Source organism: Microcoleus sp. (genome assembly GCF_049646505.1).
GTDB lineage: Bacteria > Cyanobacteriota > Cyanobacteriia > Cyanobacteriales > Microcoleaceae > Microcoleus.
Window position 1 is genome coordinate 1 of sequence record NZ_JBARVX010000400.1, and the last position, 25,725, is coordinate 25,725.

Annotated in this window: 20 protein-coding genes; 17 read left to right on the top strand and 3 right to left on the bottom strand. The window is 45.8% G+C overall.

Annotated elements, in window-relative coordinates; translation table 11 throughout:
- Window positions 1-168 precede the first annotated feature (168 nt).
- The 6 genes from WBA89_RS19865 to WBA89_RS19890 all read left to right on the top strand — a co-directional run bounded on the left by WBA89_RS19865 (window position 169) and on the right by WBA89_RS19890 (window position 8,893).
- Window positions 169-3,009: a hypothetical protein gene (locus WBA89_RS19865; protein ID WP_424408913.1), complete on the top strand. Its 2,841-nt coding sequence runs from the start codon at window positions 169-171 to the stop codon at window positions 3,007-3,009.
- Window positions 3,010-3,014: 5 nt separating this feature from the next.
- Window positions 3,015-4,022 (top strand): hypothetical protein, encoded by a 1,008-nt coding sequence (locus tag WBA89_RS19870; RefSeq protein WP_424408914.1) that lies wholly within the window; start codon window positions 3,015-3,017, stop codon window positions 4,020-4,022.
- 99 nt (window positions 4,023-4,121) lie between these two features.
- Entirely contained in the window at window positions 4,122-5,252 is a 1,131-nt protein-coding gene (locus tag WBA89_RS19875) for a hypothetical protein (protein WP_424408915.1), read from the top strand.
- A gap of 24 nt (window positions 5,253-5,276) precedes the next feature.
- Window positions 5,277-5,993, top strand: a complete 717-nt coding sequence (locus tag WBA89_RS19880) for a hypothetical protein (RefSeq protein ID WP_019488112.1) — start codon at window positions 5,277-5,279, stop codon at window positions 5,991-5,993.
- 34 nt (window positions 5,994-6,027) lie between these two features.
- The gene (locus WBA89_RS19885; protein ID WP_424408916.1) at window positions 6,028-8,088 is read left to right on the top strand and encodes a hypothetical protein; all 2,061 of its coding nucleotides are present in this window, start codon (window positions 6,028-6,030) and stop codon (window positions 8,086-8,088) included.
- 16 nt (window positions 8,089-8,104) lie between these two features.
- On the top strand, window positions 8,105-8,893 hold the full coding sequence (locus WBA89_RS19890; RefSeq protein WP_424408917.1) for a hypothetical protein: 789 nt from the start codon (window positions 8,105-8,107) through the stop codon (window positions 8,891-8,893).
- Here WBA89_RS19890 and WBA89_RS19895 read toward each other — a convergent pair.
- From WBA89_RS19895 to WBA89_RS19905, 3 genes are all read right to left on the bottom strand, one after another.
- The gene (locus tag WBA89_RS19895; RefSeq protein WP_424408918.1) at window positions 8,873-9,880 is read right to left on the bottom strand and encodes a hypothetical protein; all 1,008 of its coding nucleotides are present in this window, start codon (window positions 9,878-9,880) and stop codon (window positions 8,873-8,875) included. The genes WBA89_RS19890 and WBA89_RS19895 overlap by 21 nt on opposite strands.
- A gap of 63 nt (window positions 9,881-9,943) precedes the next feature.
- Complete coding sequence (locus WBA89_RS19900; RefSeq protein WP_424408919.1) at window positions 9,944-10,210, bottom strand: lipase; 267 nt, start codon at window positions 10,208-10,210, stop codon at window positions 9,944-9,946.
- A gap of 152 nt (window positions 10,211-10,362) precedes the next feature.
- Window positions 10,363-10,686, bottom strand: a complete 324-nt coding sequence (locus tag WBA89_RS19905) for a helix-turn-helix domain-containing protein (protein WP_424408920.1) — start codon at window positions 10,684-10,686, stop codon at window positions 10,363-10,365.
- Between the two features lie 775 nt (window positions 10,687-11,461).
- Here WBA89_RS19905 and WBA89_RS19910 point away from each other — a divergent pair.
- The 11 genes from WBA89_RS19910 to drmD form a co-directional block, all read left to right on the top strand.
- The gene (locus WBA89_RS19910) at window positions 11,462-15,244 is read left to right on the top strand and encodes a DUF3987 domain-containing protein (protein WP_424408921.1); all 3,783 of its coding nucleotides are present in this window, start codon (window positions 11,462-11,464) and stop codon (window positions 15,242-15,244) included.
- A gap of 26 nt (window positions 15,245-15,270) precedes the next feature.
- On the top strand, window positions 15,271-15,462 hold the full coding sequence (locus tag WBA89_RS19915) for a hypothetical protein (protein WP_325314629.1): 192 nt from the start codon (window positions 15,271-15,273) through the stop codon (window positions 15,460-15,462).
- A 386-nt stretch (window positions 15,463-15,848) separates the two neighbouring features.
- On the top strand, window positions 15,849-16,439 hold the full coding sequence (locus WBA89_RS19920) for a hypothetical protein (RefSeq protein ID WP_424408922.1): 591 nt from the start codon (window positions 15,849-15,851) through the stop codon (window positions 16,437-16,439).
- 236 nt (window positions 16,440-16,675) lie between these two features.
- Window positions 16,676-16,879 carry a hypothetical protein gene (locus WBA89_RS19925; RefSeq protein WP_333150576.1) on the top strand — a complete coding sequence of 68 codons (204 nt, stop codon included), beginning with the start codon at window positions 16,676-16,678 and terminating at the stop codon, window positions 16,877-16,879.
- Between the two features lie 55 nt (window positions 16,880-16,934).
- Complete coding sequence (locus WBA89_RS19930; protein ID WP_015211723.1) at window positions 16,935-17,480, top strand: tyrosine-type recombinase/integrase; 546 nt, start codon at window positions 16,935-16,937, stop codon at window positions 17,478-17,480.
- 1,073 nt (window positions 17,481-18,553) lie between these two features.
- Window positions 18,554-19,171 (top strand): hypothetical protein, encoded by a 618-nt coding sequence (locus WBA89_RS19935; protein WP_424408923.1) that lies wholly within the window; start codon window positions 18,554-18,556, stop codon window positions 19,169-19,171.
- Window positions 19,172-19,262: 91 nt separating this feature from the next.
- Window positions 19,263-19,847 carry a hypothetical protein gene (locus WBA89_RS19940; protein WP_333150581.1) on the top strand — a complete coding sequence of 195 codons (585 nt, stop codon included), beginning with the start codon at window positions 19,263-19,265 and terminating at the stop codon, window positions 19,845-19,847.
- A 100-nt stretch (window positions 19,848-19,947) separates the two neighbouring features.
- Window positions 19,948-20,295 carry a hypothetical protein gene (locus WBA89_RS19945; RefSeq protein ID WP_333176448.1) on the top strand — a complete coding sequence of 116 codons (348 nt, stop codon included), beginning with the start codon at window positions 19,948-19,950 and terminating at the stop codon, window positions 20,293-20,295.
- Complete coding sequence (locus WBA89_RS19950) at window positions 20,267-20,581, top strand: helix-turn-helix domain-containing protein (protein ID WP_333162539.1); 315 nt, start codon at window positions 20,267-20,269, stop codon at window positions 20,579-20,581. The genes WBA89_RS19945 and WBA89_RS19950 overlap by 29 nt, the downstream gene beginning before the upstream one ends.
- Before the next feature lie 1,060 nt (window positions 20,582-21,641).
- Entirely contained in the window at window positions 21,642-23,039 is a 1,398-nt protein-coding gene (locus tag WBA89_RS19955; RefSeq protein ID WP_424408924.1) for an ATP-dependent DNA helicase, read from the top strand.
- Window positions 23,040-23,382: 343 nt separating this feature from the next.
- On the top strand, window positions 23,383-25,725 hold a 2,343-nt coding region (gene drmD / locus WBA89_RS19960; protein WP_424408925.1), incomplete at its 3' end, for a DISARM system SNF2-like helicase DrmD.

Below are 25,725 nucleotides of genomic sequence, written 5' to 3' on the forward strand. Positions count from 1 at the left end.
TTGCAGTAAATCGGAGGATGACTTGTCTTGTGAAATAATCTTTGGCGTCATGTCTCCTATTTTATGACACTTTGTGCACTCTGCTTACTTTTTTTTCTCTGCTACCCCTACTTATTGAGCGGATACCCCAAAATTGTACCCAATCAATCTGGTGGAAGGAGCAAATTTATGCCTTTCCAAAATGAAATTAACCTCTGCTGTTTGGTGGAAATTGAAAAAGATGGCAGGCAAGTGTCTGGGATGCTCCTCAATAACGGGACTAGCTACCAACTGGTATTTGGATTCCGCCTCCGAGGGCTCCACAACCTACTGTTTAGGAACGAAGTAGCGGCATTTGCAGCTTCTCTTGAAGAAGGAATGAAAGACATCCCACCCAGTGAAAAAATCACTTTCTGCACCGGCTGTTACAGCAGCGATGCTGCGAGGCAAAAAGAGTTAGAGCAATTGGCTGACACCGCTGAACTCCAACCCGTATCTGTACTGCTCCGAAACGAACAGTACCGCCTCCGCCAACAAACTCATCAAGGTACCAGGCAGGTATGGGAGCAAATTGCTTTCTGTACTTGGACAGCCGATAACGAAGGCGAAATTATCTCCAGGGATTTCATTGGCAAAGCCATTGATGGAGTCAAAAAATTGTGCGATTCCATTGTGGAAACCATTGCAGGTAACACCCGAATTTACAGAGAGCAATTTTACACCAAGCTGCTTCTCAACTCTTTTGAACAAGGATTCCTCCGCTGGGAAATTCTCCTGAACACCAAAATGGGACTCGAAATTAGTCCTATGAATTCATCAGAACTCTGGGAGTGGCTGTGGCTGCGATTTAACAGCAGTAAACCACCGCAAATCCCTCAAATTGTTAAACTTGAAGAAACCCATTCTGGCTATCAACTCAGCGAAATTAAGACAACTGACAAACACATTTGTACAGTTTTAATTGAAGGAACGAATGGCATATCCTCCTGCCCCGAACACCGCAAGACCAACAATCGCGTTTATCTCACCGGAAAGGGAAAAGAATGCGCTGTCCTGACAATGTATGACGCGCCCGCAGGCTGGATTAATACCCGCCAGCAATTGAAATGGATTTGGGAGGTGATGTCCTCAAGCTACGTCCGCGATACAGAAGCTTGGATAGAAATTAGCGCCGGAAATTCCCTTGTAATTAATGATAACTTAGCCCGACAAGCGAAAGGAGCAAAAGCCGCTAGTAGCAGAGCGATAACTAAAGGGCAAGGGCGGGATATTGGCGCTGAAATTAAACAGGAGGAATCTTTTGATGCCCAGCGCCGGCTTTACCAAGGAGCAGTACCCCTGAATACAGCCGTTGCCTTTTTAGTGTACAGAAACACTGCGGAAGAATTGAGTCAAGCCTGTAACGTACTCTCTAATAGTTTTGGAACTGCGAAAGTCATCCGCGAGCGGAACGTTGCCTGGGATATTTGGCTGCAATGCCTGCCCGTTACTTGGAAATGGTTGCTGCATAGCGGTTCATTTTTGAGCGAGCGCCGCCTTACCCTCGACACTGAAACTGCCGCTGGAATTCTGCCGCTAACAGTTCCCCGCGATTTGGATAAAAAAGGAGTTGAATTTATCACTCATCGAGGCGGAAAGCCAATTTTTATTGACTTGTTCTACAGCCAAATTAGCCGCGCTTTAATTACTGGCGAATCTGGTTCAGGCAAGAGCGTTTTGGGGTGGCGTTTTGCCATTGAAGCTCTGGCGAATAATATCCCTGTTGTCGGGATGGACATCAGCAGCGGGGGTAACAGTACCTTCAAAACCGCGATCGAACTTTTGGGCGACCAAGGCGCATATTACGACATCAGCCAAGGGTCTAGCAATTTAGTAGAACCGCCAGACCTTCGCAAGTTCGACAAAGCTGAAAGAGAGCGGCGGATGGAATCTTGGAAGGAATTTATCCGCAAAGCTGTGGTGGCGATCGCAATGGGCAAAATTCACAATCCCCACCTAGCCCAGCGGGTCGATTCGATTATCCTGCGAATGCTCGATATGTACCTTAGAGATCCAGAAATCATCGCTCGGTACAACAAAGCATTTGAAAAAGGTTGGCGATCGCCCGAATGGCAGCAAATACCAACTCTCCAAGACTTACTGAGGTTTTGCAGCAAAGAAAGGCTCAATCTTAAGTCCTTTGAGGAGTTAGACAGACTAGCCATCAATCAAATCCTCAGCCAAGGAAATGCTTTGCTAACATCCCGCTTGGGAAAAGCCATCGGTCAGCCCAGCACATTTTCCCCAGAACCGGCTGTTAAATTCTTCGCCCTATCGGGACTGTCTAACGAACAAGATGCCTATTTAATGGCAATTAACGCCCATGCTGCTTGCATCCGCAACGCTCTTTCTCACCCCAAAAGCTTATTTATTGGAGATGAATTGAGCGTGCTGCTTAAAAAAGATGGTTTTGCATCAGTTGTCGGCGAACTTTGCGCCACTGGCAGAAAAGATGGCATAGCTGTCTTGCTATTGAGCCAAGATTTTGATGCCATCTGCGAATGTTCCGCAGGAGCACAAATTCTACAAAATATGGTCTACCGAATTACCGGCAGAATCACCAATTCTGGAGTAGCAGCCGCTCACAAATATTTAGGGTACGACCCGCAAATTATCAGTTCCAATGCCACAGAATCTTTTCTACCTAGAGCTGCTGACCTCTACTCGTGCTGGCTAATTGAGAAAGGAGGAAGATTTTGGCGATCGCGATTCTACCCCGGAGAGATGATGTTGGCATCAATTGCTAACAACCAAAATGAAAAAGAAGCCCGCGATCGCATCATGGCTCAATATCCTCCTACCCTCAAAGGGCAGCTTCAAGGGCTAAAGCATTTCACCCAAGAATACATTGCAGCGGTGAAAGAAGGAAAAGGCTTCGACCACATTGGTCAAAATTTAGAAATTGCCACCCTAGCTGCCAATCCTCAGCCAAAAGTAGTATCCGACGTTCGCAGTAACAAGTCTCAAGTTTTTGCAAAAATCCCCAAATAACTGCCATGAAATATCAACTTCAATTAATGCAGCAACCTGCTACAAAACTAGCAGCAGTTTCCCTGTTAGCCAGTTGGGAATTAATCGTTCAAGTCAGGCCAAGTTTAGCTCAAACAACTCCTCCTTTCGTACCCGGTACCCAAGGAGTATCTGTAAAAACTCCAGCCCCAAGCGTTTTCGTACCCGGTACACAAGAAGCGACTGTGAAATCTCCAGCCCAAAACATTTTCCTGCCAAGTACACAAGAAATGACCGTGAAACCTCCAACCCCAACTGCGGGAAGTTTCTTAGCACCCATTCAAGATGTTTTCAAACAAGTCAACGATTTTATCGGCGACATCCAAGGGTTCGTGCAAAACGAGCTATTTGGCTCCTTAAACGAACTCCTTTCCTCCTCTCTCGGAGCCATCCAAATTCCCGATTTGAGCCAAGTCAGCAGCCAAATTATTAAAGCTCCAACATCCCAGACAGAAGGAACAAAACTATCAGATTTACTCGAAACTAAATCGAGCAAATTAGACGGCAAAGGTTCATATAACATCATGTCTGACTTAGACGCTCAAGCTCAGCGCAGCGCCGCTATCGGCATAGCTGACGGAGCAACCCTCAGCAAAGAAGCTCAAACCAACAGCTTCCAAGTGTTAGAAGCCACTCGCCAAGATACCGAACAAAACATCCAATTGGGCGAAGAATCGCAGAGCCTCGACGTTACTCAACAAATTCTCCAAAACCTATCCCAACAGACCGCATTGAGTGCACAAGTTCAAATGCGAAATTTACAGGAAGCTCAGCAAGCTCGCACAGATCGAGCCATTAATAACGTGCTGCTATCGCAAGCTGCTAAGGAAATATCCGCGATCAACACGGGCGATCGCCGAGGCAGCACTGCATCTGGAAACCAAGCCAGCTATCAGGCGGGAATGCTGATGCTCCCCGGCGGCGGCTACTTGGGAAAACCGAATGACAGCAGCACAACCCCGATTTCAACTAACAGGTTTGTCGCTCCCAATTAATGCTCCGAGCCGTTAAATTGAATCCGCAATTCTTGACCTAGTTTCTGTACCTAATAACCGCCTTATCAAATACAAAATTGAAGTTTTTCCGAGGGCAAAATGATAGAATTTATAGCACAAATTACACCACCGACGAGTGGTGCAGAAGGGTCATCCTTGGACATAGTTAGCGAGTCAATTAACCTGGCTAAGACTACCTCAGAATCTTGGGACAAAGTTTGGATTAGCACGATTGACCCAATCGCTTCTGGGCTATGGGTCGGTCTAGTATCCCTCGGCATCACCCTAGCAGCCGTCAGCATCCTGTTCTTAACTCTAAGCAGCGGGAAAGACATTATCGAAAAGCAGTCATGGTCAGAACTGGCAGCACTGTTCGTCTGGCCGCTCGTCATCATGCTGTTCCTCGGCGCTAACGGCAAATTGCTAGCCAATACCGTCATTTTTACTAGAAGTTTTGCCTACAGACAAGTCCAAAGTGTCCTAGAAGCGCAACTAGGAGAAATGACATTTAGGGACGCGATCGCCAATGTCACTATCAGCAATATCGGCCGCCAACAACTAGAAAATCTCTACGGTGAATGCCGAAATAAAGTCGGACAAGAACTGCTAACCTGCTGGAATTCCAAGCAAGAAGCTGCTCGGAAAATTGTTAGCGAAGCTGAAAGGCAAGCCGCCGGCTCAGCCCCTCTGCAAGCGCTGCGGGCTTTTGGTGAAACCCTCTGGAATAATAGCTTGCTCGGTGCTGCTCAAGATGCCACGACTTTTATAACTGACCCCGGTTCAGTGTTTCGAGAAAAAGCAATACCAATCATCCGATTCATTCTTTATAGCATCCAGTGGGCGTTTGTCAACATCCTTGAAGCAGCCCTTTTACTAACAGCATTCTTTTCGCCGATCGCGATGGGGCTGTCGCTACTTCCCTTGCAGGGCAGGCCCATTTGGGCTTGGGCAACTGGATTTCTGAGCTTATTTGGTGTCCAACTTGGATACAACATCGTTGTCGGGCTAGCAGCCACCGTGCTAGTCAATTCTGGAGCCGAATTAGCCAGCGATGTCGCCTTCCTCTTTTTCATCAGCATTTTCGCACCCGGCTTAGCCCTATTAATCGCCGGCGGCGGCGGAATTGCCCTATACAGCGGCATTGCTAGCAATGCTAAACAACTCGTCGATGTTTTGAGCAACGCCATAGGAGCAGCCGCTAATTTGGCGATGAACAAAGGATTTAAGTAATGTCACTAATTACCAAAAGATTTTATGAAGCTACAAAGATTTTCACAAACTGCATTGTTGCCAGAAGCTAAAAATCTGCTGGCATTGTGCTTCCTCATCCTAACTGGAGTAAATATCCTCGCCCTAATTCTGCACCTCTTCGTCGCGTACCGAATCAACTCGGTAGCTGCTATGAAGACAACGCAAGTCCAGCTAATCAACGGTCAAACTTACTACGTAGCAGAACGAGATCGGTTTTTTCGGTATCCCTCAGTCATCCAAAATTTTGTCAAAACTTGGGCCGAGTTAACCTTCAACTGGGACAATAAAATACCAGGAACTAACGATACAGATTCAGGGATTAAAGTCAATTCCAAACGAGTTCCTACCAGCACTTATTTTGCTTCGTTACTCCTAGAACCCAATTTTGGCAAAGCTTCTCTCCCTGACATCGCTGAACTCGTCCCCAATAAAGTTTTTACGGGTCAATTGCGAGCAACTGTCATCATTTCTTTTTTATCTGAACCCAGAGAAGTCCGTCCCGGCGAATGGGAAATTGACATGATTGCCACCCGGTTGCTTGTAGATCGCACGTCAGGAATCGATCAAAGAATTCCTTTCAATCGCACTTTCCGAATCAAAGCAGTAGAAATCCAAACCCCGCCGCTAGGTAGTCAAGCCTCAGCTTTTGAACAGAAAGTTTATGAGCTTCGCTCGGCCGGCTTAGAAATCAACAAAATTACCGAATTCAAACCCAAATAATCGGATAACAATCGAAATAATAGGAGATAAAAACATGAGTGAAAAAAAACTTCAAAATGGACACGAATTTGATGGCGAACCCGATGAAATTGAAGAAGTTTCCTACAATACGCCACCTAACAGCACAACTAGCCATCCTTTTAATGGCAACAATTCCTCTAATGAAGCCAATAACTTTTCCCACAGTTTTAATGGCAACAACTCCTCTAATGAAGCCAATAACTTTTCCCACAGTTCTAACAGTTTTCAGGCAGCTAACGCTCCTGATGGCGCTGGCAGCAATGGTAAAAAGACGTTCGGCTTGCGCTCAGTTGAGCCGTTGAGCCGTGAGGAGGAAAGAGAATTAGCTGGACATGACGGAGAAACCGATGAATTATTGACCTCTGAACACAGAATTAAACAGGACAACGAAGGAGCAGAAACTCATCCTGTTTCTGAGAAGCCCGAAGTTCGGACGTTTTCAGTATTAATGGGTACTGGCGCAGTTCTCGGCATCTTGGGATTCTTTTGGTTTGTGTTCTTTGCTCCTAAACCCGTCCGCCAACAGGCAAAAACGACAAACCCTAAACCTGCTCAAGTTTCTGAAGACGAGTCAGGAGAACTAAAAAGCCGACTGGCTTTTCAAGATCAGCAGCGGGCGCTGGAAGTTCAGCCTCCTGAACCTAAAAATCGATCAACCCCTGCTCCCAAACCGACACCTGCACCAAAACCTGTACCAGCCGCTAGAAGGTCTCAACCCCCGAGGCCGGTTCAAAACTTTAATCCGCCACCAAGGACGGTACAGACCATTCCTCCTCCACAGCCGCCATTACCGCGCCCTGCACAGCAGCCTGCACCGCCCCCGCCTCGCCCTCGTCCGACGCCATTACCGCGCCCTGTGCCGCCACCCGCACTGCTGGCACTTCGACCTGCGCCACCACCCCCGTCGCCCTCACCAGAAAAAGTAGATCCTTACGAGCGCTGGGCGCAATTAGCTTCTCTGGGGCAAAGCAGAAGTCAAGCAGTTAAAGAGCTAAATGCTGGAGGTATTTCTGCTAGTTCCCCAACTTTAGATCGCGCGATCGCGCCGGGGATGACAGCGGCAAGCTACCCTGCCATACCGCCAGCAATACTAGCAGCAACACAAACACCACCCCCCAGCACAGTAGCAATTGCGCCTACAGCAGCACAGGCACCGCCCCCTAGTGCAGTAGCAATTGCGCCGGTGCCATTGCCCCAACAGCAGCCGATGCCACCGATTTCTCAAAACCCGCAGCCAGTGCTAGTCAGTTCGCCAAAAAGCCCACAATCGGCTGCACCAATGCAAGAGATACCCGCGATCGCAATTGGAGTTACTGACTCTGCTGCAAACACCAAGGTCATGAGCCCTGGAGAAGCTGGAATCCTCAACCGCACGACCGCCGGCGAAAACACTGAAGGCAGCACAGCAATGAGAGAGATAGCCATCGGGTCATCTGCTCAAGCCAAGGTAATCGTGCCGATGATTTGGGACGAAGCAGGCCAAAGCCCGACAGCCGGAAGGTTTGCCGTCCAATTGACCGAGGACGTGATAGCAACTGACGGGGCGATCGCCTTACCATCTGGCACCGTCTTAATCACTCAAGTAGAAAATGTCACGCGCGGAAATCGACTGGTTTCTCAAAGCGTGGTGGCGCTTGTTTACCCCGATTCTGCTGGCCGCATCCAACAAGTACCCATTCCTCCCGGATACTTAATCGTTCGCGGAATCGATAACCAACCTCTCATTGCCGACAGTTTATTTGACAGAGGTTCTGAAATAGCCAAGGCTGATATTTTAGTAGGAATTCTCGGCAGCTTGGGGCGGGTAGGAGAAATAATTAATCGACCCGCCCAAGAAACTTTCAGCCAGCAGAGCGGCTTTTTTGGAAGTACGGCTGTTAAAACAACAACCTCGTCTGAACCTAACATTTTAGCAGCCGCTTTAGAGGGATTCTTTACACCTACTGCCCAACGGCTGCGAGAAAGATCGGATCGCAACGCCCAAGAACTTTTGAAGCGAGGCAACGTGGCGATCGTACCAGAAGGAACTCAAGTTTCCGTATTTGTCAATGCCTTTGTCACAGTGCAAAGATAACGGAGGTAAAATAACCATGAACAAACTCACTCGAAAAATTAGTTTGGCTTTAATTTCTCCTGCCTTAATAATTGCCACTGTATTCACTACAGTTAATATTGGGCAAGCTCAAACATCAGCGCTAAAAATTGTCGGAAGAGATGCAGCAATCAATACAACTACCAACCTTCAAGTATGGTCTGGCCGTTCCAGCGTTATTGACTTTAGCCAGACTGGTGAAGTCATTATTTACATCCGGTTAGCAGACCCTTCCAGGGCTGTCTTTAACACTGATGCTGAATTAAAAACTAACCAAGCTAGAACCATATTTGTCCAACCAATTCAACCCTTACAATTCCCTGGCGCTACAACAGCAAACATTACTAACCTGTTCGTTAAAACTCGCTCTCCTGAAGGAATTGAACGCCTTTATACCTTTAATATCGTTCACCAGAATGGGCAACCTACTAATAATGGCATTGCCATCTCTACGATAGTGCCTGGCCAAGAGCCAAGCGTAACTTTAGCAGACAATCGAACGGCGACGATCGGCGACATCGAACGGGGATTAGACATTGCCATCCGAAGAGGTTACACGCCTCCCAATGACTCCGTTGTCTTCAAAGTTCGAGAGTTCATCGCTCTAGCTCGAAATGGCACAGCTATTGCTAAAGCTGCTGAGAAAACTAATCTATCAATGTCTGTTGTTATTTCACTAGGGCAGCTAGGAATTAGTCGTGAATTATTGTTTGGGATACCACAAACACCTTCTCCTCCTATTCCCTCCAACTCAAATTTTTTAAACTCAATTCCACGTAAACCTTAGTAATTTACGCCTGATCAATGCACCCTCTTTAGCATTGTCCATTGGCATTCGTCTTTCAACATCGAAACTGTGCTGTACAACTTCTGGTTTATTAAAAGTTTCGTAAGCTAGAGGTATATCTGCATAAGGATTATGAAATATATGTAAACCATCAAGTAATGTCTCATGATAGTCTTTTTTTTCAAATATTTCAGGGATAGGTAGGCTACCTTTTTTAGGATATCGTAAAACCTCAAATACTATCAAGGTAGGATCTTTGCTCAGCGCACGAATTTTCCCTACTGTAGCTGTGCTGGTAAAAATTACAGCACTTATTTCTTTCATTTGAGAATTAGTAAAATAACCTAAAGGAATTTTTGAACCATTTGATTTTTCTATAGACTCCAAAGGCTTAATTCCTTCATAAGTATGCTCACAAGCATAAAGTACCCTTGTTATAGCTAGGATATTCTGAGAGTAAAAAAATGGTTGCTCAAAAGGAGCAATAGCTATAACAAAAGGCTGATTTTTGACTTGTTCTAAATTGAAATAATTGTTTTTATATTTCTTATATTTTGATATCAAAGCATTTGCCAGCCTAATTGTAGCAATATTAACAATCATGTTCAAATCTGATTTTGTATCTTGGTTTAAAAAAGTTTGGCGTTTTATATTTTCATCCCACTCCGGAGAAGAATCGACTGCGTTATTGGCCGTTGTTGCTTCAATACAAAAAAAGTTGTTTGGACTGATTATAACAAAATCTGGGCTAGAATAAGAAAAATCAACCTTAAGCTTTAATTCCTTTAAACACGCAAAAATATATAGCTCCCAAAAAGAGGAATTAAAGGTGGTCTGAAACTCAAGAATAAACTTGTTATCTCTATCAACAAATCCATCGGCCCATTCCAGTACCACCTGTTGGGCAAAAATATCTGGCTCTTGGATAAACTTTAGAAAGTTTGGATTGAGTTTATTTGCTTCCACAATCGGAGTAAAAAGTTCCATATATAATGCTAGATACCTATTATGAATCATTGATGCTACACAAACCATCTGGTATTGTCTTGTCTAACCTGCAATTTTATGTATCGATCGATTGTATTGCAAATCTTCAATCAGATTATCAACCCACCCCTGATAAGAGATGTATGGCACCTTAAAAACAGGTCTTAACTCTTCCCAATCCTCCACTTGAAAAAGATAGGGCGCTAACTGTTCTAAGTAGGAACGACCGAACTGAAATTCCATGTCGAGATTCCGAATCTTCGACAGTAATTTCTCTGAAATGGAAATTTTTTCAAAGATATCTAATTCTGAAATACCCTTAACTGCCATGCTGTCTATTAACAAGACATAAAGCCTTTTGCGGGATGTTATATCCGGTAATAAATCAGCTTTAATACGCTGTAAAAATAAGTCGCGCTTCTGAATTTGTTCGGCAGTTAGCGTAGCATTGAAATATTGAATAAATGGATCTTTTTCTCTTGTTAAGATGCTTTCCGATACTTCTGCTGTTGTGCTTTTTTTTTACGAGCGATCGCCTCGTAAGGATCTTCATCTCCTTCCGCATATTGCATCAACTCTGTCATAGACCAACCGATCGCATAGGCAAACTGCATTAACTTTTGCAGCCTTGGATCGGCTTTTCCCTCGCACCAGTTAGCCAGCGTGTTGAATGCAATTCCAGTTAGTCTCCCTAACTCCCTAGAGCTACCAACGCGCTCATCTCCCACCAACGCCGTTATTAACAGACCAAGACGTTTGTGGATTCGATTATCTGCTACTACATTTTCTTCTACTTTTGCTGACATTCCAGTTTCCAACTAGCCAAGGAGTAACGGCAGGGGTGGTTAGACGACCTACATTATACCAGGATAACTTATCTAACGGCCGTCGTAAATCCCTGGTTTGAGGTAAGTACACATTTAAGGTATTTCGTCAAGCAGAAATTAGATGCGATTGCCCTGGGTGTAGAAGTAACTGAGGGTGAGGCCTCAACCTAACTTTAACAAATCTTTACTTGATCAAATTTATGATCGGTTATAGGATAGTTTATGGTCAACTTTATGACCATCATTCCAATACAAGCCAATAATTGGTTTTTCTGAGAGTATACCCTTTCTGATAAAAATATTGCCTCACTCTAAACTCTAGCCGAGTCGCAAGTGAGGCTGTTGGATGACTCAAAGCGAACAGTTAGTCAGAAAAACAACCTTAGAATCCCCATTCTGAAAGTTTTTCTTTAACCAGAACGCTTCTTACAAATCAAATAACCGGGGTCTTTTGACAGTTATGACCACCGATCCTAGTCATAGTCATAGCCGGAGCTTTTAACCCTTCTCAGAGCCGGAGTTTTTAACCCTTCTCAGAGCCGGAGCTTTTAACCCTTTTTGGAGTTGAAGCTTTTAACCCTTTTCAGAGCCGGAATTTTTAGCCCCTTTGGGAGCCAAAAATTTTAGTGTTAGTCCTTCAATAATACCAAATCAGAAGCTCTGAATCAACAGATATGTTCTGGTAACTCTAACATCTAAACCCTTTTTGCTTGAAACTCCGGCTCCCGCAAACCCTTTAGTGTAGGAGCTTTCCATGCCTAACAACTCATCCGCTAGCGATCTAAATATTCGTCTTTTTCAAGGCTTATCCCGGATTCCTTCTGACTGGCAACTCTGCCTGCTGGACGGCAAAAAAGTCCCACAGGGTTTATGCTGGCAGCAAAAGCCACTGACTCCCGTCCAAATGAAAGAAGCCGTAACCAACGGCTGGACGGTAGACAAAGCCGATGGCACTCAATACCGCTGCTACCCCAAAGGATATGGGCTGATCACTGGAACTGCGATCGCTGCCAACGGGATCACCTACTATTTAATGGCAGTAGACCAAGACGGAGCTAGTGCTAGAGCGAAAATCCTTGAACTGTCCGATGGCGAAGAATTACCCCACACCGTCGCATTTACCTCCAATCGGCCCGGCCGCTGCCAATACCTATTCCTAGTCCCAGAACAATACGCCGGAGCTATCCGCACCAAAAAATTCCCCACAGGCGAAATTGGAGACGACGGCAAAGGCGAACAGCTCGAACTGCGCTGGGCGGGGTTGCAATCTTGCCTGCCTCCCAGCGTCCACCCCACTACTGGCGAGTACGTCTGGCGTTTAGGCTGCGCTCCCGATGAAACGAGCGTGGCATTAGCCCCGCAGTGGATCGTTGAACAAATGCTGGCCGAACCGCTGGGGGAATCAGAAAATTCTGAACTCCTCCCTCTAGAAAAAGCTCTAGAAGAAGCTGAAGCCAATTCTACCGCTCCCCGCCGGCGACACCTACACCGCACTCACCGCCCAGAACCGGAGTGGACTGATATCGATTGGGCGCTGTCCTACCTAGCCGCTCTGTCTCCGCCCCGCGCCGATAACTACGACGAATGGTGTGGGGTGGGAATGGTTCTCAACTCCATTGATGATTCTCTCCTCTATGAATGGGACAAGTGGAGCCGCCAATCCCTCAAATACAAGCCGGGAGAATGCGACAAAAAATGGAGGAGTTTCAAAAGCAGCGGGGTGGGCATCGGCACGCTAGCACACTGGGCGAAACAGGACGGGTGGACTTCACCATTTAAGGGGCACAATGCAGCCAACAGTCAAAAAAATGGACAGCAGAAAGCAACTCAAAACTCCCAGGACATTAGCAATGCTAGCGAACTAAATTCTAATAACCAAAACTCTGAAAAGAGCGATCGCACGGGCGGCAGCGAACCTAATTCTGGTTCACCTTCTAACGGCTCCGGTGTCAACAGATCCAACAGCGATCACTACTTGTACGATCGCGTCACTGCCATTATTAACAGTGAAATCAACCCGCCCCAACAGACAGCCGCTTTTATTGAACTATCCGCCCGTGAAAGGTTTCCTTTGAAAGGAGTCAAAGATTTAGCCACCGAAATAGAAACTCATATTAGCTACGGAGCAACTCACGCACAAGAAGTTCAAAAACTCAAAAAAATCCTCAATTACCGCCAACAGCAACTAGACATCGCTCAAATTCTGCCCGCTCCTCTAGCCCAAGCAATTTTGACTAAAGCCACTTCTGACCGCATCGACCCCATTTACATTTACCAATACCTCCTCTCCGCTTGTGGTAGCCAAATGGGGGGGCATATTGGAATGATTGGCAAAGAAGCAGCAACAATAGCCGACAGTTGGGTAGAGTATCCTATCTTCTGGACAATGGTAGTTGCTTTAGCTTCGGCTGGCAAAAGCCAGACAATGCGAGCCGTTTTTGGCACTATCAAACAGCGTTACAAGCGAGCCAAATCCGCATACGATCGGCTCAAAGAAAACTTAAAAAAGCTAGAAGAAGCGTGGCCACAAAAATCTACTCAAGAGAAAGAAAAACTCAAAAATAGCCCGTCAAATCCCGCAGTCTTTAAAGCTTCAATGCCTCCCCCCGTGCCCAAGCAATTTATTGAAGCAGGAAGTCCCGAAGGTGTTCTGCGGCGGATGAGCGAACTCTCTACCAGGACTGGTAGCGCTTGGGTTTTCGACGAATTGGTGCGGTTGTTGAAGCTCGATCAGTATAAAGACAAGGGGGGAGATACTCGGCAAATCCTGCTACAAATGTGGAACTCGCCTGCAGATATTGAATTTGAACGGGCTGACGATAAAGATGCCTTTGAACTTAAAGATTTGTGCTTGAATTTGACAGGGGCTACTCAATTATCCAAAGTCCAACAATTGTTTAGCGACCCCGACGACGGCGACGGGCTAATCAGCCGCTTTTTAATAGCGGTGCCGTCAACTCCTGATAACTTTGCAGTTTGGTCAGACTCGCAAGTTGCAATCTCCGGGGAATTGCAAGAATTGTACGACCACCTGCGATCGCTCCACGGCGATCTCCGAGAGCTAGCGGGGTTGTCTGCCGAAAGTGAAGGTGGAGAATTGCCCCCCGTTCTGCTGTCGTTTACGACCGAGGCTCATCTGCGGTGGAAGCGGTGGTGGGAAGAAGTCAGGCGCAACCAACAAGCAGTGGAATTTGAAGACCCAGCATTTTATGCCTATTTGGGCAAAATGCTGTCTCAAACCTTGAGGTTAGCCCTCCTGCTGCACTGCATGGAATTGAAATACGAAGAAAAGCCAGACCCGCTGCGCGTCGGCCTCGATACCTTAGAGCGGGCGATCGCGGCGGCTAAGTTCAGCATCGGGCAATTCCGCATCTTGCAAACGAATAACCACGCCTCCGATTCGGCCGGAGCCCATCTCTCCTTAATTTACACCTATGCCCTGCGGAAGGGGGAGGAGGTTTCAGCCGCTCAAGTCCAGAACAGCGTCTTCAAGCGGTGCAAGCGCAAACCCACATTAGCTGAAATTCGCTCCAACTTCGCCGTTCTCACAGAAAACGGGTATGCACTTCTCTCTGGCAAGGGAAATGACCTCCGCATTCGAGCGCTTCCATTATCTAAAACCCGCGTCGGAATTCCGACAGATTCCGGCAAAAGTTCCGGCATTCCAGAAATGGCCCAAGCGCTTGCCAGGGTTAACGTTGAACCCCCTTTAACCCGCAATTCCGGCAATTCCGACACTCCAGCGCGGCGCTCCGGCAATTTACAAGATGAATGGGTGAGTCCGGCATCATCCATGTGCGCCTCGGTATCGGAAGCTGCTACTGCGATGCCGACAGCGAGCGAATTGGAAATAACAGAGGAGTCGCCACCTGCTACCGCAGCGCCGACGGTGAGCGAATCAGAAATAGAAGAGGAATTGCCACCTGCTACCGCAGCGCCGACGGTGAGCGAATCAGAAATAGAAGAGGAATCGCCACCTGCTCAAATGTGTCGGAATTGTCGGAATTCTGACATCGATGAGGTTTCAGAGGTTGAGCCAGAGCCAATTGTAGGCGATGAAAACTTGTCGGAAAATGGTCGGAACGAAGTCGGAATTTCCGACGAGTTAGGCGGTGAAGATGACGATGCCAACAGCGAATGGGAGGGTGAGTTAGATCCAAGTGACGATGCCAACAGCGAATGGAAGGGTGAGTTAGATCCAGGTGACGATGCCAACAGCGAATGGAAGGGTGAGTTAGATCTAGATGACGATTCAGACTTGGATAGCGACCCGCTCTTCGGCGATCGCGTGCCAAAACCGACTGCGCCACTCGACCGCATTGGCAGTACGGAACTAGCACCTCCAGGCGCGTCTAGCGTCCGGGGCAATAGTGACTTGGAGGCTGCCATAGTGAGCGATCGCCCCGCTCTTCTGCCCAATCCCGCTATTCTACCCACCGAGCCGCAGACTTCCAAAACACCTGCTGACCAACCTTGCCCCACTGTTGAACTGACCGAACGCCCAACCCTGGGCGAAAGTGAGGCGAGTTCCCCGTAACAACTAAGTAGCCGAAAAACGGAATAATGACGCCTACAGGCAATTTGCGGATCGTGTTTGACAACGTGACTGTCCAAGTTGAACTCCATTTCTGTGGGATGGAAGACCGCGCGATCGCGCGCCGAGGTCAGCTTGTCGATGATGGAAAATTTTCCATTGCCTTTCTCACGGACGCACCACTCCGTAAAATCGGTAATGTCCGATTAATTTTTGATTAACCTCCGCGCCTACCGTCGCGGAGTGGCTAAAAAAGTCAGCTACTGAAACCACTCTCCGCAGAGAGTGCTAATTGTGACGACTGAATGCTCATCCGCCAATGTCCCCTTCGCATTGGCGCCCGTCACGCGCGAGGCGATCGCAAAGAAAGAAAACACAACTTTTCGCTTTCCTGAAACCGCTTAGATCCTCGTACAGCAGGTCGGAGCCTTTGAATTAATTATCAGAGGAGGTGTATTTCTCCTCAGTTAATCATCCAAAAGGCTGAAGTTAATTATCCGTTTTTTCAGCCCGTGTAGCCATGCTGCACCATGTTGTCAACTGTTGCAATCTAAAAAAGGTTAGCAATGCTTACCGCGAAAATTTTGATTTGGAGTTTTCTGTTAATATGACTATCCAAACTATCAACGATGTACTATTTCCCCCTTTCCTTTTTACCACTCTCTTTTGCTTAGCCTCAGTATTCCTGCACAAACCTGAAGCAGCCCAAGAAGAACTCACAGACAATCGAACCCAAGTAAATGTGTCAACAGTCGCAACACCATCCGATGGTATTGGCAGTGCCGTAAATGGAGCAACAATTGAAATTGAGAAACCAGCCAGATCCCATCACACTCGCCATCAGACCACAGCCAAAAAAACACCAAACAAACCAGCAAAACCAATTGATTTTGCCGCACATTCAGGCGCAAGCACAACCTCAGTTCCTGCCGTTAATACTTCAATAATTTCACTTAGGCAAGCTCGCAAAATTGCTAGCGCCATCAAAGCTGCTGCGCCAGAACTGGGGTTCAAGCAAAAAGTTAACGGCTCTGATTCCTCTATTGAATGGTTGCAGGCTCAAATCAAAAATCGGCTGGAAAATTCTCCCCTAATTGTGATGCCTATCATCCTCAAGCTTGCTCCCAAAGCGGTGATTGCAAATACTCTAGCATCTGCTACTTCCGAACTAGGTGAAAGTGCGCGTTCAGTGTCCTAACAGCGAACGAAAAGTTTCTCAACCAACCAGCGTACTCGTTTACCCTCCGAAACTTATAACAATGCCCAAGCCTTCGTAAGGCTTGGGCAGTTCTTTTGACCTGAATAAGCGATTTTCCAATAAAATCCTAATTTTTTATTAAAGGGGAACAAAACTAGCAAAACAACTTGCAAAGTGAATCTAAAAATAGTATAATCAAATTATTACAAGCGCCACTTCTATTTGAGCGTACTGTTATGGCGGCAATTAAACCTGTTACCTTCCTAGACCTCATAGACGCGATCGCCACCTTGCCAATTATCAATTTGCCTGAGAATTTAAGTCAGTTGAGTAGCAATAAAAGCCAATCTAACTGCAATAAAGGACGCGGGCGGAGGCATCCTCGGCGCAGCGCCCCGCAAGTGGCCCATCAAGCGATAAAAGCTTTTCGGCAGACTTGACGAAAGGACACTTTCGTCCAATAATAAGGGAGCTTTCATTTTGGAGGGCTGCGCCGTGAAGGTTCAAGGCAACGGGCGTGCTAAGATTTTGACGCCCGCCGAAATATCTAGGCTGTTCGACCGGGGTTTTGTTACAGCAAGGGATAGGCTTTTGTTTGCTGTGACCTTTTATTGTGCCTGTCGTATTTCAGAGGCGTTAGCTTTAACAACTCAGGACATTGTTGGCGGTGTGGTGACGCTGCGGAAAGCGACAACTAAGGGCAAGTCAGCAACGCGAACGCTGCCGCTACATCCCATGTTGGCTAAGTTTTTATTGGCTTACAATCCAGATGCGGGTTTTTTGTTTCCGGGGCGAGAGGGTACGAAGCCTTTGACACGCTCTCAGGCAGACTTGATTTTTAAAGAAGCTTGCAAACGGGTAAGAATTAAGGGAGCTTCCACACATTCGATGAGGCGGACAGCACTCACGAATTTGAGCAATGCTGGGGTGCCACTGCGGGTAATTATGGAGATATCAGGTCACAAAAATTTGTCGAGCCTCCAGCGCTATTTAGAAGTGCAGCCGGAACAGCTTGTCAAGGCACTCGGGATTCTGAAGTGAAGCTATCGCGACTTTGGTTCGCCAGATTGTTTCAACAGTTGAAGGGCTCTCCCGTAAGTCTTCTTTGAATTCAGGCGATATTTGGACGCAAGGCTCGCGATGGCTACCCATTTCTTCCCGGATGTATTTTAGCTAAAACAAAGGCAACTGCTATCCGCGACAATCCTGACTGGTTTGAGCCGCCTGCTCAAGAGTGAGGTGTGAATAAGCTTTCCTGACTCTTGAGCTGTAATTGACGTAATCCCCATAACTCCATAAAAACTATCTTACGGAACCAGTCAAAGGGCAGATAGATATATACTTACTGCTGCAAATGCTAGGAAATGCCCAAATCATTAAAAATGACTCCACCAATCAACAACCCGAAGGTACTTATCAGTGCGACACCAGCAGTAAATACACCGGAATCCTGATTGTCATTACACCCACAAACCGCCAATATTTACCCCTTAAAAGTTAGATATTTGGAGTAATTTTGATTGGTAGCGACTACTATATCACTAAAAAAAAGCTCAAAGAATTAAGCTATTTTAGGGCGAAAAGCCCTTGTCAAAATCTAGGGATATTCATTCATTGATAGTCAGAAGATTGAACTGACAAATTTGTCAGTACAAGACAGGTTTGGCCTTGTCAAAGAGCGACAGCCCAGTAGGAGCGTGGTGAAGAAGGCTCTCAAACACCAGAAATTTGGTTGACGACGTTAGCGCAGCTCTCGAAGAGGATCGCTCGATCTGATTTTTTTCAACCGCGATCGACAATAAATCTTGTTGATTATCGATCGCGAGCACCTAGGATGACGTAAATACGTCGTTAGCGCAGCTCTCGAAGAGGAGCGCACGCTCCTACTGGGCTGGTCAAAGAGCGGCTATCGCCGCTATTGGGAGTGACCTGCTCATTTAAGTTTCATCCATTCTTAACAATAGCGAACGCATTCACCTAGGAAAGCCTTCATCACGGGCGATCGCCCTCAAAAAAGCCAGTTAGCTGTTAAGAATTAGGATTGACTTCTATTTCAGTTAACTGGCTCCCTTTCAATTAACCACACAAAATTCAAAGAGGGAGGCTATCTCGCCATGAACGGACAAAACTTGAATTTACTGCCAGTACCACTACCGCCCATGCTGCCAGAAATGGTGGGTATCGTTGGTGATTCCCGATACTTCGCCATGTTTTATATGGGCAGCAAAGCTACTTGGACTGATGGTAGAGGGTTAGGGACTTTCAGTTACTATGCCGTGTACGAGCCACTTACTGAACATCCCACTCTCGCCCTCGATCTGGAACCATACCACCTCGGTTCCGATGATGAATTTCCCACCCATGCAATTGTGTGCGATCGCTTGGAAGAAAAGATGTATGTCGGAGATTACCCAGAAGTAGAGAAATTTCTCAATATCCAGCACCCGCCGCTGCCCACTCTGTCACCAGAAGAGGTTGAACAGCAACGGCAAAGGATTGAGGAAGAACTGGCAAACTTTGACATTTCCACGTTCCAGAAGTTGGGGATGTTTGAGTTGTTGGCAGGGCACAATCAACAACAAAAGCAGGAGCTAGTGGAATTGGGGCATTGGCTTGACCAACAAGTAACTGAAGATTTGCTCCGGCGATATCTCGAAGCTGCTAATAAAGGTAATTGGACAGCGATTTCTGTACTGCCAAGATTTTTGCAACGCATCCCTAAAAATTTTTGACAACAGAATTATTACCATTAAGCGAACGCAATCTTTCCTTGTAACTATGAGAGAGATTGGTATTATTGCCAATTCCTAGCAACACTAATTAATGGCCAAAAACTCTGCCTATTTCCGTAACACAAATAAAACACAGAATCAAGTAGTAGCCATTGGAGAAAGAGCGCTTGTACAATGCGTTAAAAGCTGGTGTCCTCCCAGTTTTGAATCAAGATTTCCAGGGGGAATCATCCCTTTCTGGATTCCTATACTTCCTGAGCGACCGCACTCTGATGCAGAAATTCTCAAGTTTGAACCGCTCCACTATCACTTTGACTTTCGCTTTTGGCATGACCGACTTATCAACTTATTCTTCACAGATGGGGAAACGGCTGAAGATTGGCAAGCACGAGTTCAATTAGCTTGTGAAGTTATCGAAATAAAACAAGTGGTGCGCTTGTGCTACCGCAATATACCAATCCTTTCAGCAGACTACAACTTCTTGCCACGCTTGGAGGAAGCTTACTCGAATTGCTCCTTGCTGCCTGGTAATATTTGCCCCCACAAAGGTTATAAACTTTTGCCAAATACCAAGCACCCTAATTTAGGAACCTGCCCGGGTCACGGCTTAGCATTTAATTTCAAAACTGGGCAATTATGCCGGAGAAAGGAATTTACACAGCTTGATTTCAGTTGATTGATTTAGGGGAATATCGCGCTGCAATTTCTTTATCAAGAAATTTGCCTGAAAACCTGTCAAAAAAAGTCAGGTGCAATCGATTCACAGCTATGAACTTATGTCAATCTTAAAAGGAAGTCGAGATTTGATTTCGGCGCTGTTGCTAAGAGATTTGAAGGGGATGCCACCTTCAATCGAATTGCCTGCTAATTTTGCCAAAATTCACACGCCGCGCTTTGAGTGCGGCGACATGGTGCGCTGGACGGGTGTTGGCGAAGAAGCTGATTGGGGGATAGTTATTGGCAAATTTTACAACTGCGAACCGCGCCGGTACTGTTGGATGTGGTGCTACATAATTTGGCTGGCTGCTAATTCCAAGAGCGCAGCTTGGTGTCAGTTTGATACGGCGCGGGAGGAAGATTTGGAGGGGTTTGAGGATGAAAAAGCCGCAGACTTTGACAGATAGAGAGCGCAATTTAATTGCAGCTTACAGCCAATGCCAATTGGGAATGACGCCGAAGCAGTTTTATGGCAAGTGGGCGGTGAGTTACGAGGAAATCGCTTTTATTTGTTCCCGTTCTAATTCTACAGTGCGGGGTTGGTTTAAAAAGGGAAAAAATCGAAGATTTCCTACTGCTGTTGATTTGCGCCATTTGGCAGTAATGGACTTTCTGCTGGAACATTTTGAGGAAATTCCAGAGGCACTGGCAACCTTGCTATGTCGGCTTTCTGAAGATAATAGCGTGCATTAGTAGTGGCGCGTCTGCTTGAAATTAGTGCATTGAACAATTGCCCGTGTTTTCTCAAATTGATAAACTTCAAAGCGTTTCACGGAGGCCCAGCACCCGTTATGGATCAAAGAAACTCTTTCTCCCCCTCTCCCCTTCTCCCCCTCTCCCCTTCTCCCTTCTCCCCTGCGAGTTTCTGAGGAGATTTCTAATGCCTCATTTCCAAATAGACGCGCCACTATTGTTTTTGATTTTATATACATCAAGCCTTTTCAGCATCAAAAAATAATTTGAGCTGGTTTCAGCACAAATATAGTCAATTGTCAATATCACCGTGACCTGTCTTAGACAATATTGTTTCAATTAAGGTAATGGCAGGTAATCAAACACAAACACAATTTGTTACTGTTATCAGGAGGTTAAAATGACCTATTTTGAGAAGTTGCACCCGTGGTGCTTAATTCGCTTACTTCCTAATTGCCAGCGTATTGTTGTGGCGCGATTTCGCAAGAGAAACGATGCAGATGAGCATCTGCGGGTTTTGCAACGGTTGGTTAAACATCGCACATTTGTGATTATTTTTGATAGTCAAGAACAGCCAGTTTTGCCTCAAGATTGATGGGCCAAGCTTATTTTGAAGTCGAATTAGTCAAAGTACCTGCATTAGATTAATAACTCCGCTTCTCCACAATTTCTCCTAGTTATCAATCCAACTGATAACTGGGAGAGTTTTTGATGGGTGCATAAGTCCTAACTATGGAAAATTTGAGTAGCAGTCAAATCAACAGAACAAATTATACAAGACTTACGCCCCAAGTGTTTAAATACACTATTGGTAGCGGTAAGGTGCTTATGGCTCTCCCTACATATAGAGGTTATGCGTAAGTCCTGTTAGAGTTATTATTATCGTCTCCATCAATTATAGGACTTACGCATTGTAACGGTGTAACAAGGCTTTGCGATTACTTCGCGACCCTCGTAATGACAGAAATACGTTGTTCTTGCGTAAGGCCTGAATTAATGATTGCGTAAATTTCAGCTACCGCTGATTAGTGTTTGAAAGATAGTAGAAGAAACCAACCCTATGATTCAAACACTGGTAAAACCGAATTTTCAATTAACTTCTCAACAAAACAACGCCCTCCAACTCCTCGAACAATTTGTAGCAAGTTCTAAACGGGTATTCGGGCTATTTGGATATGCAGGTACGGGAAAATCAACCCTTGTCAACCTGGTAGCAGAACAATTAGTCAGCGCCGGAAAGAGAGTCGCTTTCACCGCTCCCACCAATAAAGCTGTAGGCGTATTGCGGCGGATGGCTGCTGAAAAAGGACTGAGAGGAGTAGACTTTATGACCATCCACCAGCTATTGGGGTTAGCTCCAGTCAAACAGGGGCAAAATAAAATCCTCAAACAAGTTTCTCCTTCTTTCCTTCACCTGTACGACACCATTTTTCTCGATGAGTGCAGTATGGTTACAGCAGAACTGTGGAATATTATTCAAGAAAGAATTGCTAGCGCTTTACTCATCGGCAGCAATCGGCAGCTTATTGTCATGGGCGACCCCGCACAATTGCCTCCTGTTAATAAGGGCGAAATAGAAGAGAAAAAATCTCAATCCTTCAGCGTGCCTGAAAAAGCCGTTTTAACAGAGGTCGTCAGGCAAGGTGCGGGCAGCCCCCTGCTAGAATTCGTAACAGCTTGCCGCACGGCTGTCAAGAGCAAAGAGGCGTTCAAACCCTTCTCCAAATTCAGCCTTGATAAAAAAAACGGAGCCTTCTTAGTCAGAGAAAAAACGCTGCTGAAATACGCCTTAAAAAAGTTCTCTTCTACTTTCCCTCAAGACCCTGATTGCTTTCGCATCCTCTGCTACACTAACGAGCGCGTCGCCTACTGGAATAGCAAAATCAGAGCCAAAATCTACGGAAAAAATGCTCCCAGATTTATTATTGGAGAGAGGTTGATTGCTAAAGCTCCCGTTATTGCTCCCGACGGCAAAACCGTCATCCTGCCCACATCAGCAGAAGTGGAAATTGCCGAATTTCAAGAGGATAGGTACTCTGGCTATAAAGCCTGGAATCTCCAGGTTAAAACCGATGCAGGCGACCAACGCCAAATTTACATCCTCCACGAAAGTGACGCTTGCCGATTCCAACAGGACAATGCTAGGTTGCTGCAAAATGCTAAAAGCAATCCAAGCTTATGGAAAGCATGGTATAACCATTGTGAAATCTTTGCAGACATGAGAAATTGTTGGGCAATTACTGTGCATAATTCTCAAGGATCTACCTTCACGGAGGTGGGAATTGACAGCAGTGATATCGGCAGGAAAGTTGCTACTAAATTGCTGTATCTTGCTCAAGTTTTCCCTTGTAAAAAACCTCAATTTGTTAAAGAATACCGCGACAGTATTCGAGCGCACAATCAGCTTATGTACGTGAGTTGTAGTCGTGCGAAGCAGCGGGTTTTTGTTACTAAGTAAGCCTAGTTTATATTGGCTGAATGGCACTTTTAGAGTTTAAGGGCGATGCCTGCGGACTTCGACGGTTCCGGCTGAGCGCAAACCGTCGAACGCTAGCTACTCCTACTTGCTTGCAGTCTGACCAGACGATCGCCCTTGAAATGTGCTACTTTTTTAATCGTACTCAAGGGCGATTACAGTAATGTTTATATAAAGATAGCATCGGGTACAATAACAATACGGGACTAAAAGCTGAGAAAATTGTTAGGTTGCGATCGCACTCTTTATCTCACCAAAAAAGTTGCACCAACTTAAAACAGTGCCACACAGACGGAAGTAGTGTCAAAATTTCCCAGAGGATGGTATGAGTTTAACTAGAGCAATTCCAGAACTGGGTCAGTTAGTCAAAGTGCGATCGCGCCAATACGTCGTCACCGAAATCCGGCCCACTGCCATACCTGTTAATCCCATGCTACCAGGGTTACAGCAGTCGCAAAACCTGGTGATGCTTTCCTCTGTGGAAGATGATGCTTTGGGAGAAGAATTACAGGTAATCTGGGAATTAGAACCGGGGGCTTTTATTCGCGAACGGATGGAACTACCGCCACCTACAGGTTTTGATGAACCCGCTAAATTAGACGCTTTTTTGGATGCGGTACGCTGGGGGGGCGCTTCAACTGCTGATATTCGTACTATACAATCTCCCTTTCGCAGCGGTATTGATATTGAAGATTATCAACTTGACCCCGTTGTGCGTGCCATTCAAATGCCCCGTGTTAACTTACTAATTGCTGATGATGTAGGATTAGGGAAAACCATAGAGGCGGGATTAGTCGCGCAGGAGTTGACAATTCGCCATCGTTGCCGTCGTATTTTGATTATCTGCCCTTCAGCGCTACAAATTCAATGGCGTGACCAAATGCGGGATAAATTTGGTTTAGATTTTCGGATTGTGGATAGTAACTTGATGAAGGAGTTACGGCGTTCTCGCGGGATTCATGTTAATCCTTGGCAGCATTTTCCCAGATTGATTACCTCGATCGACTTTATCAAGCGCGATCGCCCCCTGCGTCTTTTTCGCGAACTCCTCCCCGCCGAAGGCGAACCCCTCTATCCCCGCCGTTTTGACTTGCTGATTGTCGATGAAGCGCACAACGTCGCACCATCCGGCGGCGGAAAATATGCAGTTGACTCGCTCCGAACGACTACAATTAGATTATTAGTTCCTCATTTTGAACACAAATTATTTTTAACCGCTACTCCCCATAACGGTTATCCCGAAAGTTTCACCGCTTTATTAGAATTGTTAGACTCCCAAAGATTTGCTAGGGGTGTTTCTCCTGACAAAAACCAACTGCAAGTTGTCATGGTGCGGCGACTGAAACAGGAGATGCAAAACTGGGATGGTTCGCCTTTATTTCCAGTACGGAATTTAGCACCTATTTTAGTAGATTATCCCGCAGGAGAACGGAGGGCGCACGCAGCTTTAAAGCATTACACCGAATTACGCGGTAAAGGTGTGGCAGATAATACAGAAAAGTATGCTACTGAATTTGTTTTAAAACTGTTAAAGAAACGCTTGTTTTCTTCACCAGAAGCTTTTGCGATTACCTTAGCCCAGCACGAAAAATCTTTAACTTCTGCCCGTCGCCGGACTGCTACCACTTTATCACGACCAACTGAGGGAATTTTACGCCGTCAATTAGAGCAAGTTGAAGAAGAATTTGCCGATGATGCGGTTTACGAAGAAGCAACCGATGAGGCAATTACTAATACTAGCAGATTGTTTCGCCCACTTTCGGCAGCAGAACAACAATTATTACAAGAAATGCGACAATGGGCAGAAGATGCCGCCAAACGACCGGATGCCAAAGCTCAAGAGTTATTGAATTGGATTCATACTCAGATCAAACCTAATGGGAAATGGTCGAAAGAACGGGTTATTATTTTCACCGAATATCGCGCCACTCAAAAATGGTTGTATAATTTATTAGCAGCCGAAAGATTAATCGAAGGAGACAGATTGATGACTCTTTATGGCGGCATGGTTTCGGAAGATAGGGAAAAAGTCAAAGCAGCTTTTCAAACCGACCCTGATATTTCCCCTGTGCGGATTTTACTGGCAACTGATGCAGCTTCGGAAGGGTTAGATTTACAGAATTATTGTTCTAAATTGATTCATTATGAAATTCCTTGGAATCCGAATCGGATGGAACAGCGGAATGGCAGAATTGACCGTCACGGACAAAAAGCTCAGGAGGTTTTAGTTTATCATTTTGTCGGCAAAGATTATAAACAAAATTCGGTAACGGGAACTAAACCGGGTGATTTAGAAGGTGATTTAGAATTTTTAATGCGGGCGGCCTTAAAAGTTAATAATATCAGAGAAGATTTGGGTAAAGTGGGTATGGTGATTGCCCAGCAAGTAGAAGAAGCAATGTTAGGATATCGCACTACTTTAGATACTAGCAAATCTGAACGGGAATCGGAACCTGTGCGACGGATGTTAAAGTTTGAGCGCAAAGTGAGAGAACAGATTGATAAATTGCGGGAACAATTAAACGAAACTCGCCAAAATTTACGGTTGACTCCTGATAATATAGAATCAGTAGTAAAAATTGGGCTAGAGTTAGCAGAACAACCGCCACTGATAGAAACTCAGGTAGCAGGTTTAAATGGAAAAGCCTTTTATTTACCAGCCCTAAAA

Coding starts and splice junctions, on each gene's coding strand:
- WBA89_RS19865 (WP_424408913.1), top strand. CDS start 169: ATGCCTTTCCAAAATGAAATTAACCTCTGCTGTTTGGTGGAAATTGAA.
- WBA89_RS19870 (WP_424408914.1), top strand. CDS start 3,015: ATGAAATATCAACTTCAATTAATGCAGCAACCTGCTACAAAACTAGCA.
- WBA89_RS19875 (WP_424408915.1), top strand. CDS start 4,122: ATGATAGAATTTATAGCACAAATTACACCACCGACGAGTGGTGCAGAA.
- WBA89_RS19880 (WP_019488112.1), top strand. CDS start 5,277: ATGAAGCTACAAAGATTTTCACAAACTGCATTGTTGCCAGAAGCTAAA.
- WBA89_RS19885 (WP_424408916.1), top strand. CDS start 6,028: ATGAGTGAAAAAAAACTTCAAAATGGACACGAATTTGATGGCGAACCC.
- WBA89_RS19890 (WP_424408917.1), top strand. CDS start 8,105: ATGAACAAACTCACTCGAAAAATTAGTTTGGCTTTAATTTCTCCTGCC.
- WBA89_RS19895 (WP_424408918.1), bottom strand. CDS start 9,880: ATGGAACTTTTTACTCCGATTGTGGAAGCAAATAAACTCAATCCAAAC.
- WBA89_RS19900 (WP_424408919.1), bottom strand. CDS start 10,210: ATGGCAGTTAAGGGTATTTCAGAATTAGATATCTTTGAAAAAATTTCC.
- WBA89_RS19905 (WP_424408920.1), bottom strand. CDS start 10,686: ATGTCAGCAAAAGTAGAAGAAAATGTAGTAGCAGATAATCGAATCCAC.
- WBA89_RS19910 (WP_424408921.1), top strand. CDS start 11,462: ATGCCTAACAACTCATCCGCTAGCGATCTAAATATTCGTCTTTTTCAA.
- WBA89_RS19915 (WP_325314629.1), top strand. CDS start 15,271: ATGACGCCTACAGGCAATTTGCGGATCGTGTTTGACAACGTGACTGTC.
- WBA89_RS19920 (WP_424408922.1), top strand. CDS start 15,849: ATGACTATCCAAACTATCAACGATGTACTATTTCCCCCTTTCCTTTTT.
- WBA89_RS19925 (WP_333150576.1), top strand. CDS start 16,676: ATGGCGGCAATTAAACCTGTTACCTTCCTAGACCTCATAGACGCGATC.
- WBA89_RS19935 (WP_424408923.1), top strand. CDS start 18,554: ATGAACGGACAAAACTTGAATTTACTGCCAGTACCACTACCGCCCATG.
- WBA89_RS19940 (WP_333150581.1), top strand. CDS start 19,263: ATGGCCAAAAACTCTGCCTATTTCCGTAACACAAATAAAACACAGAAT.
- WBA89_RS19945 (WP_333176448.1), top strand. CDS start 19,948: ATGTCAATCTTAAAAGGAAGTCGAGATTTGATTTCGGCGCTGTTGCTA.
- WBA89_RS19950 (WP_333162539.1), top strand. CDS start 20,267: ATGAAAAAGCCGCAGACTTTGACAGATAGAGAGCGCAATTTAATTGCA.
- WBA89_RS19955 (WP_424408924.1), top strand. CDS start 21,642: ATGATTCAAACACTGGTAAAACCGAATTTTCAATTAACTTCTCAACAA.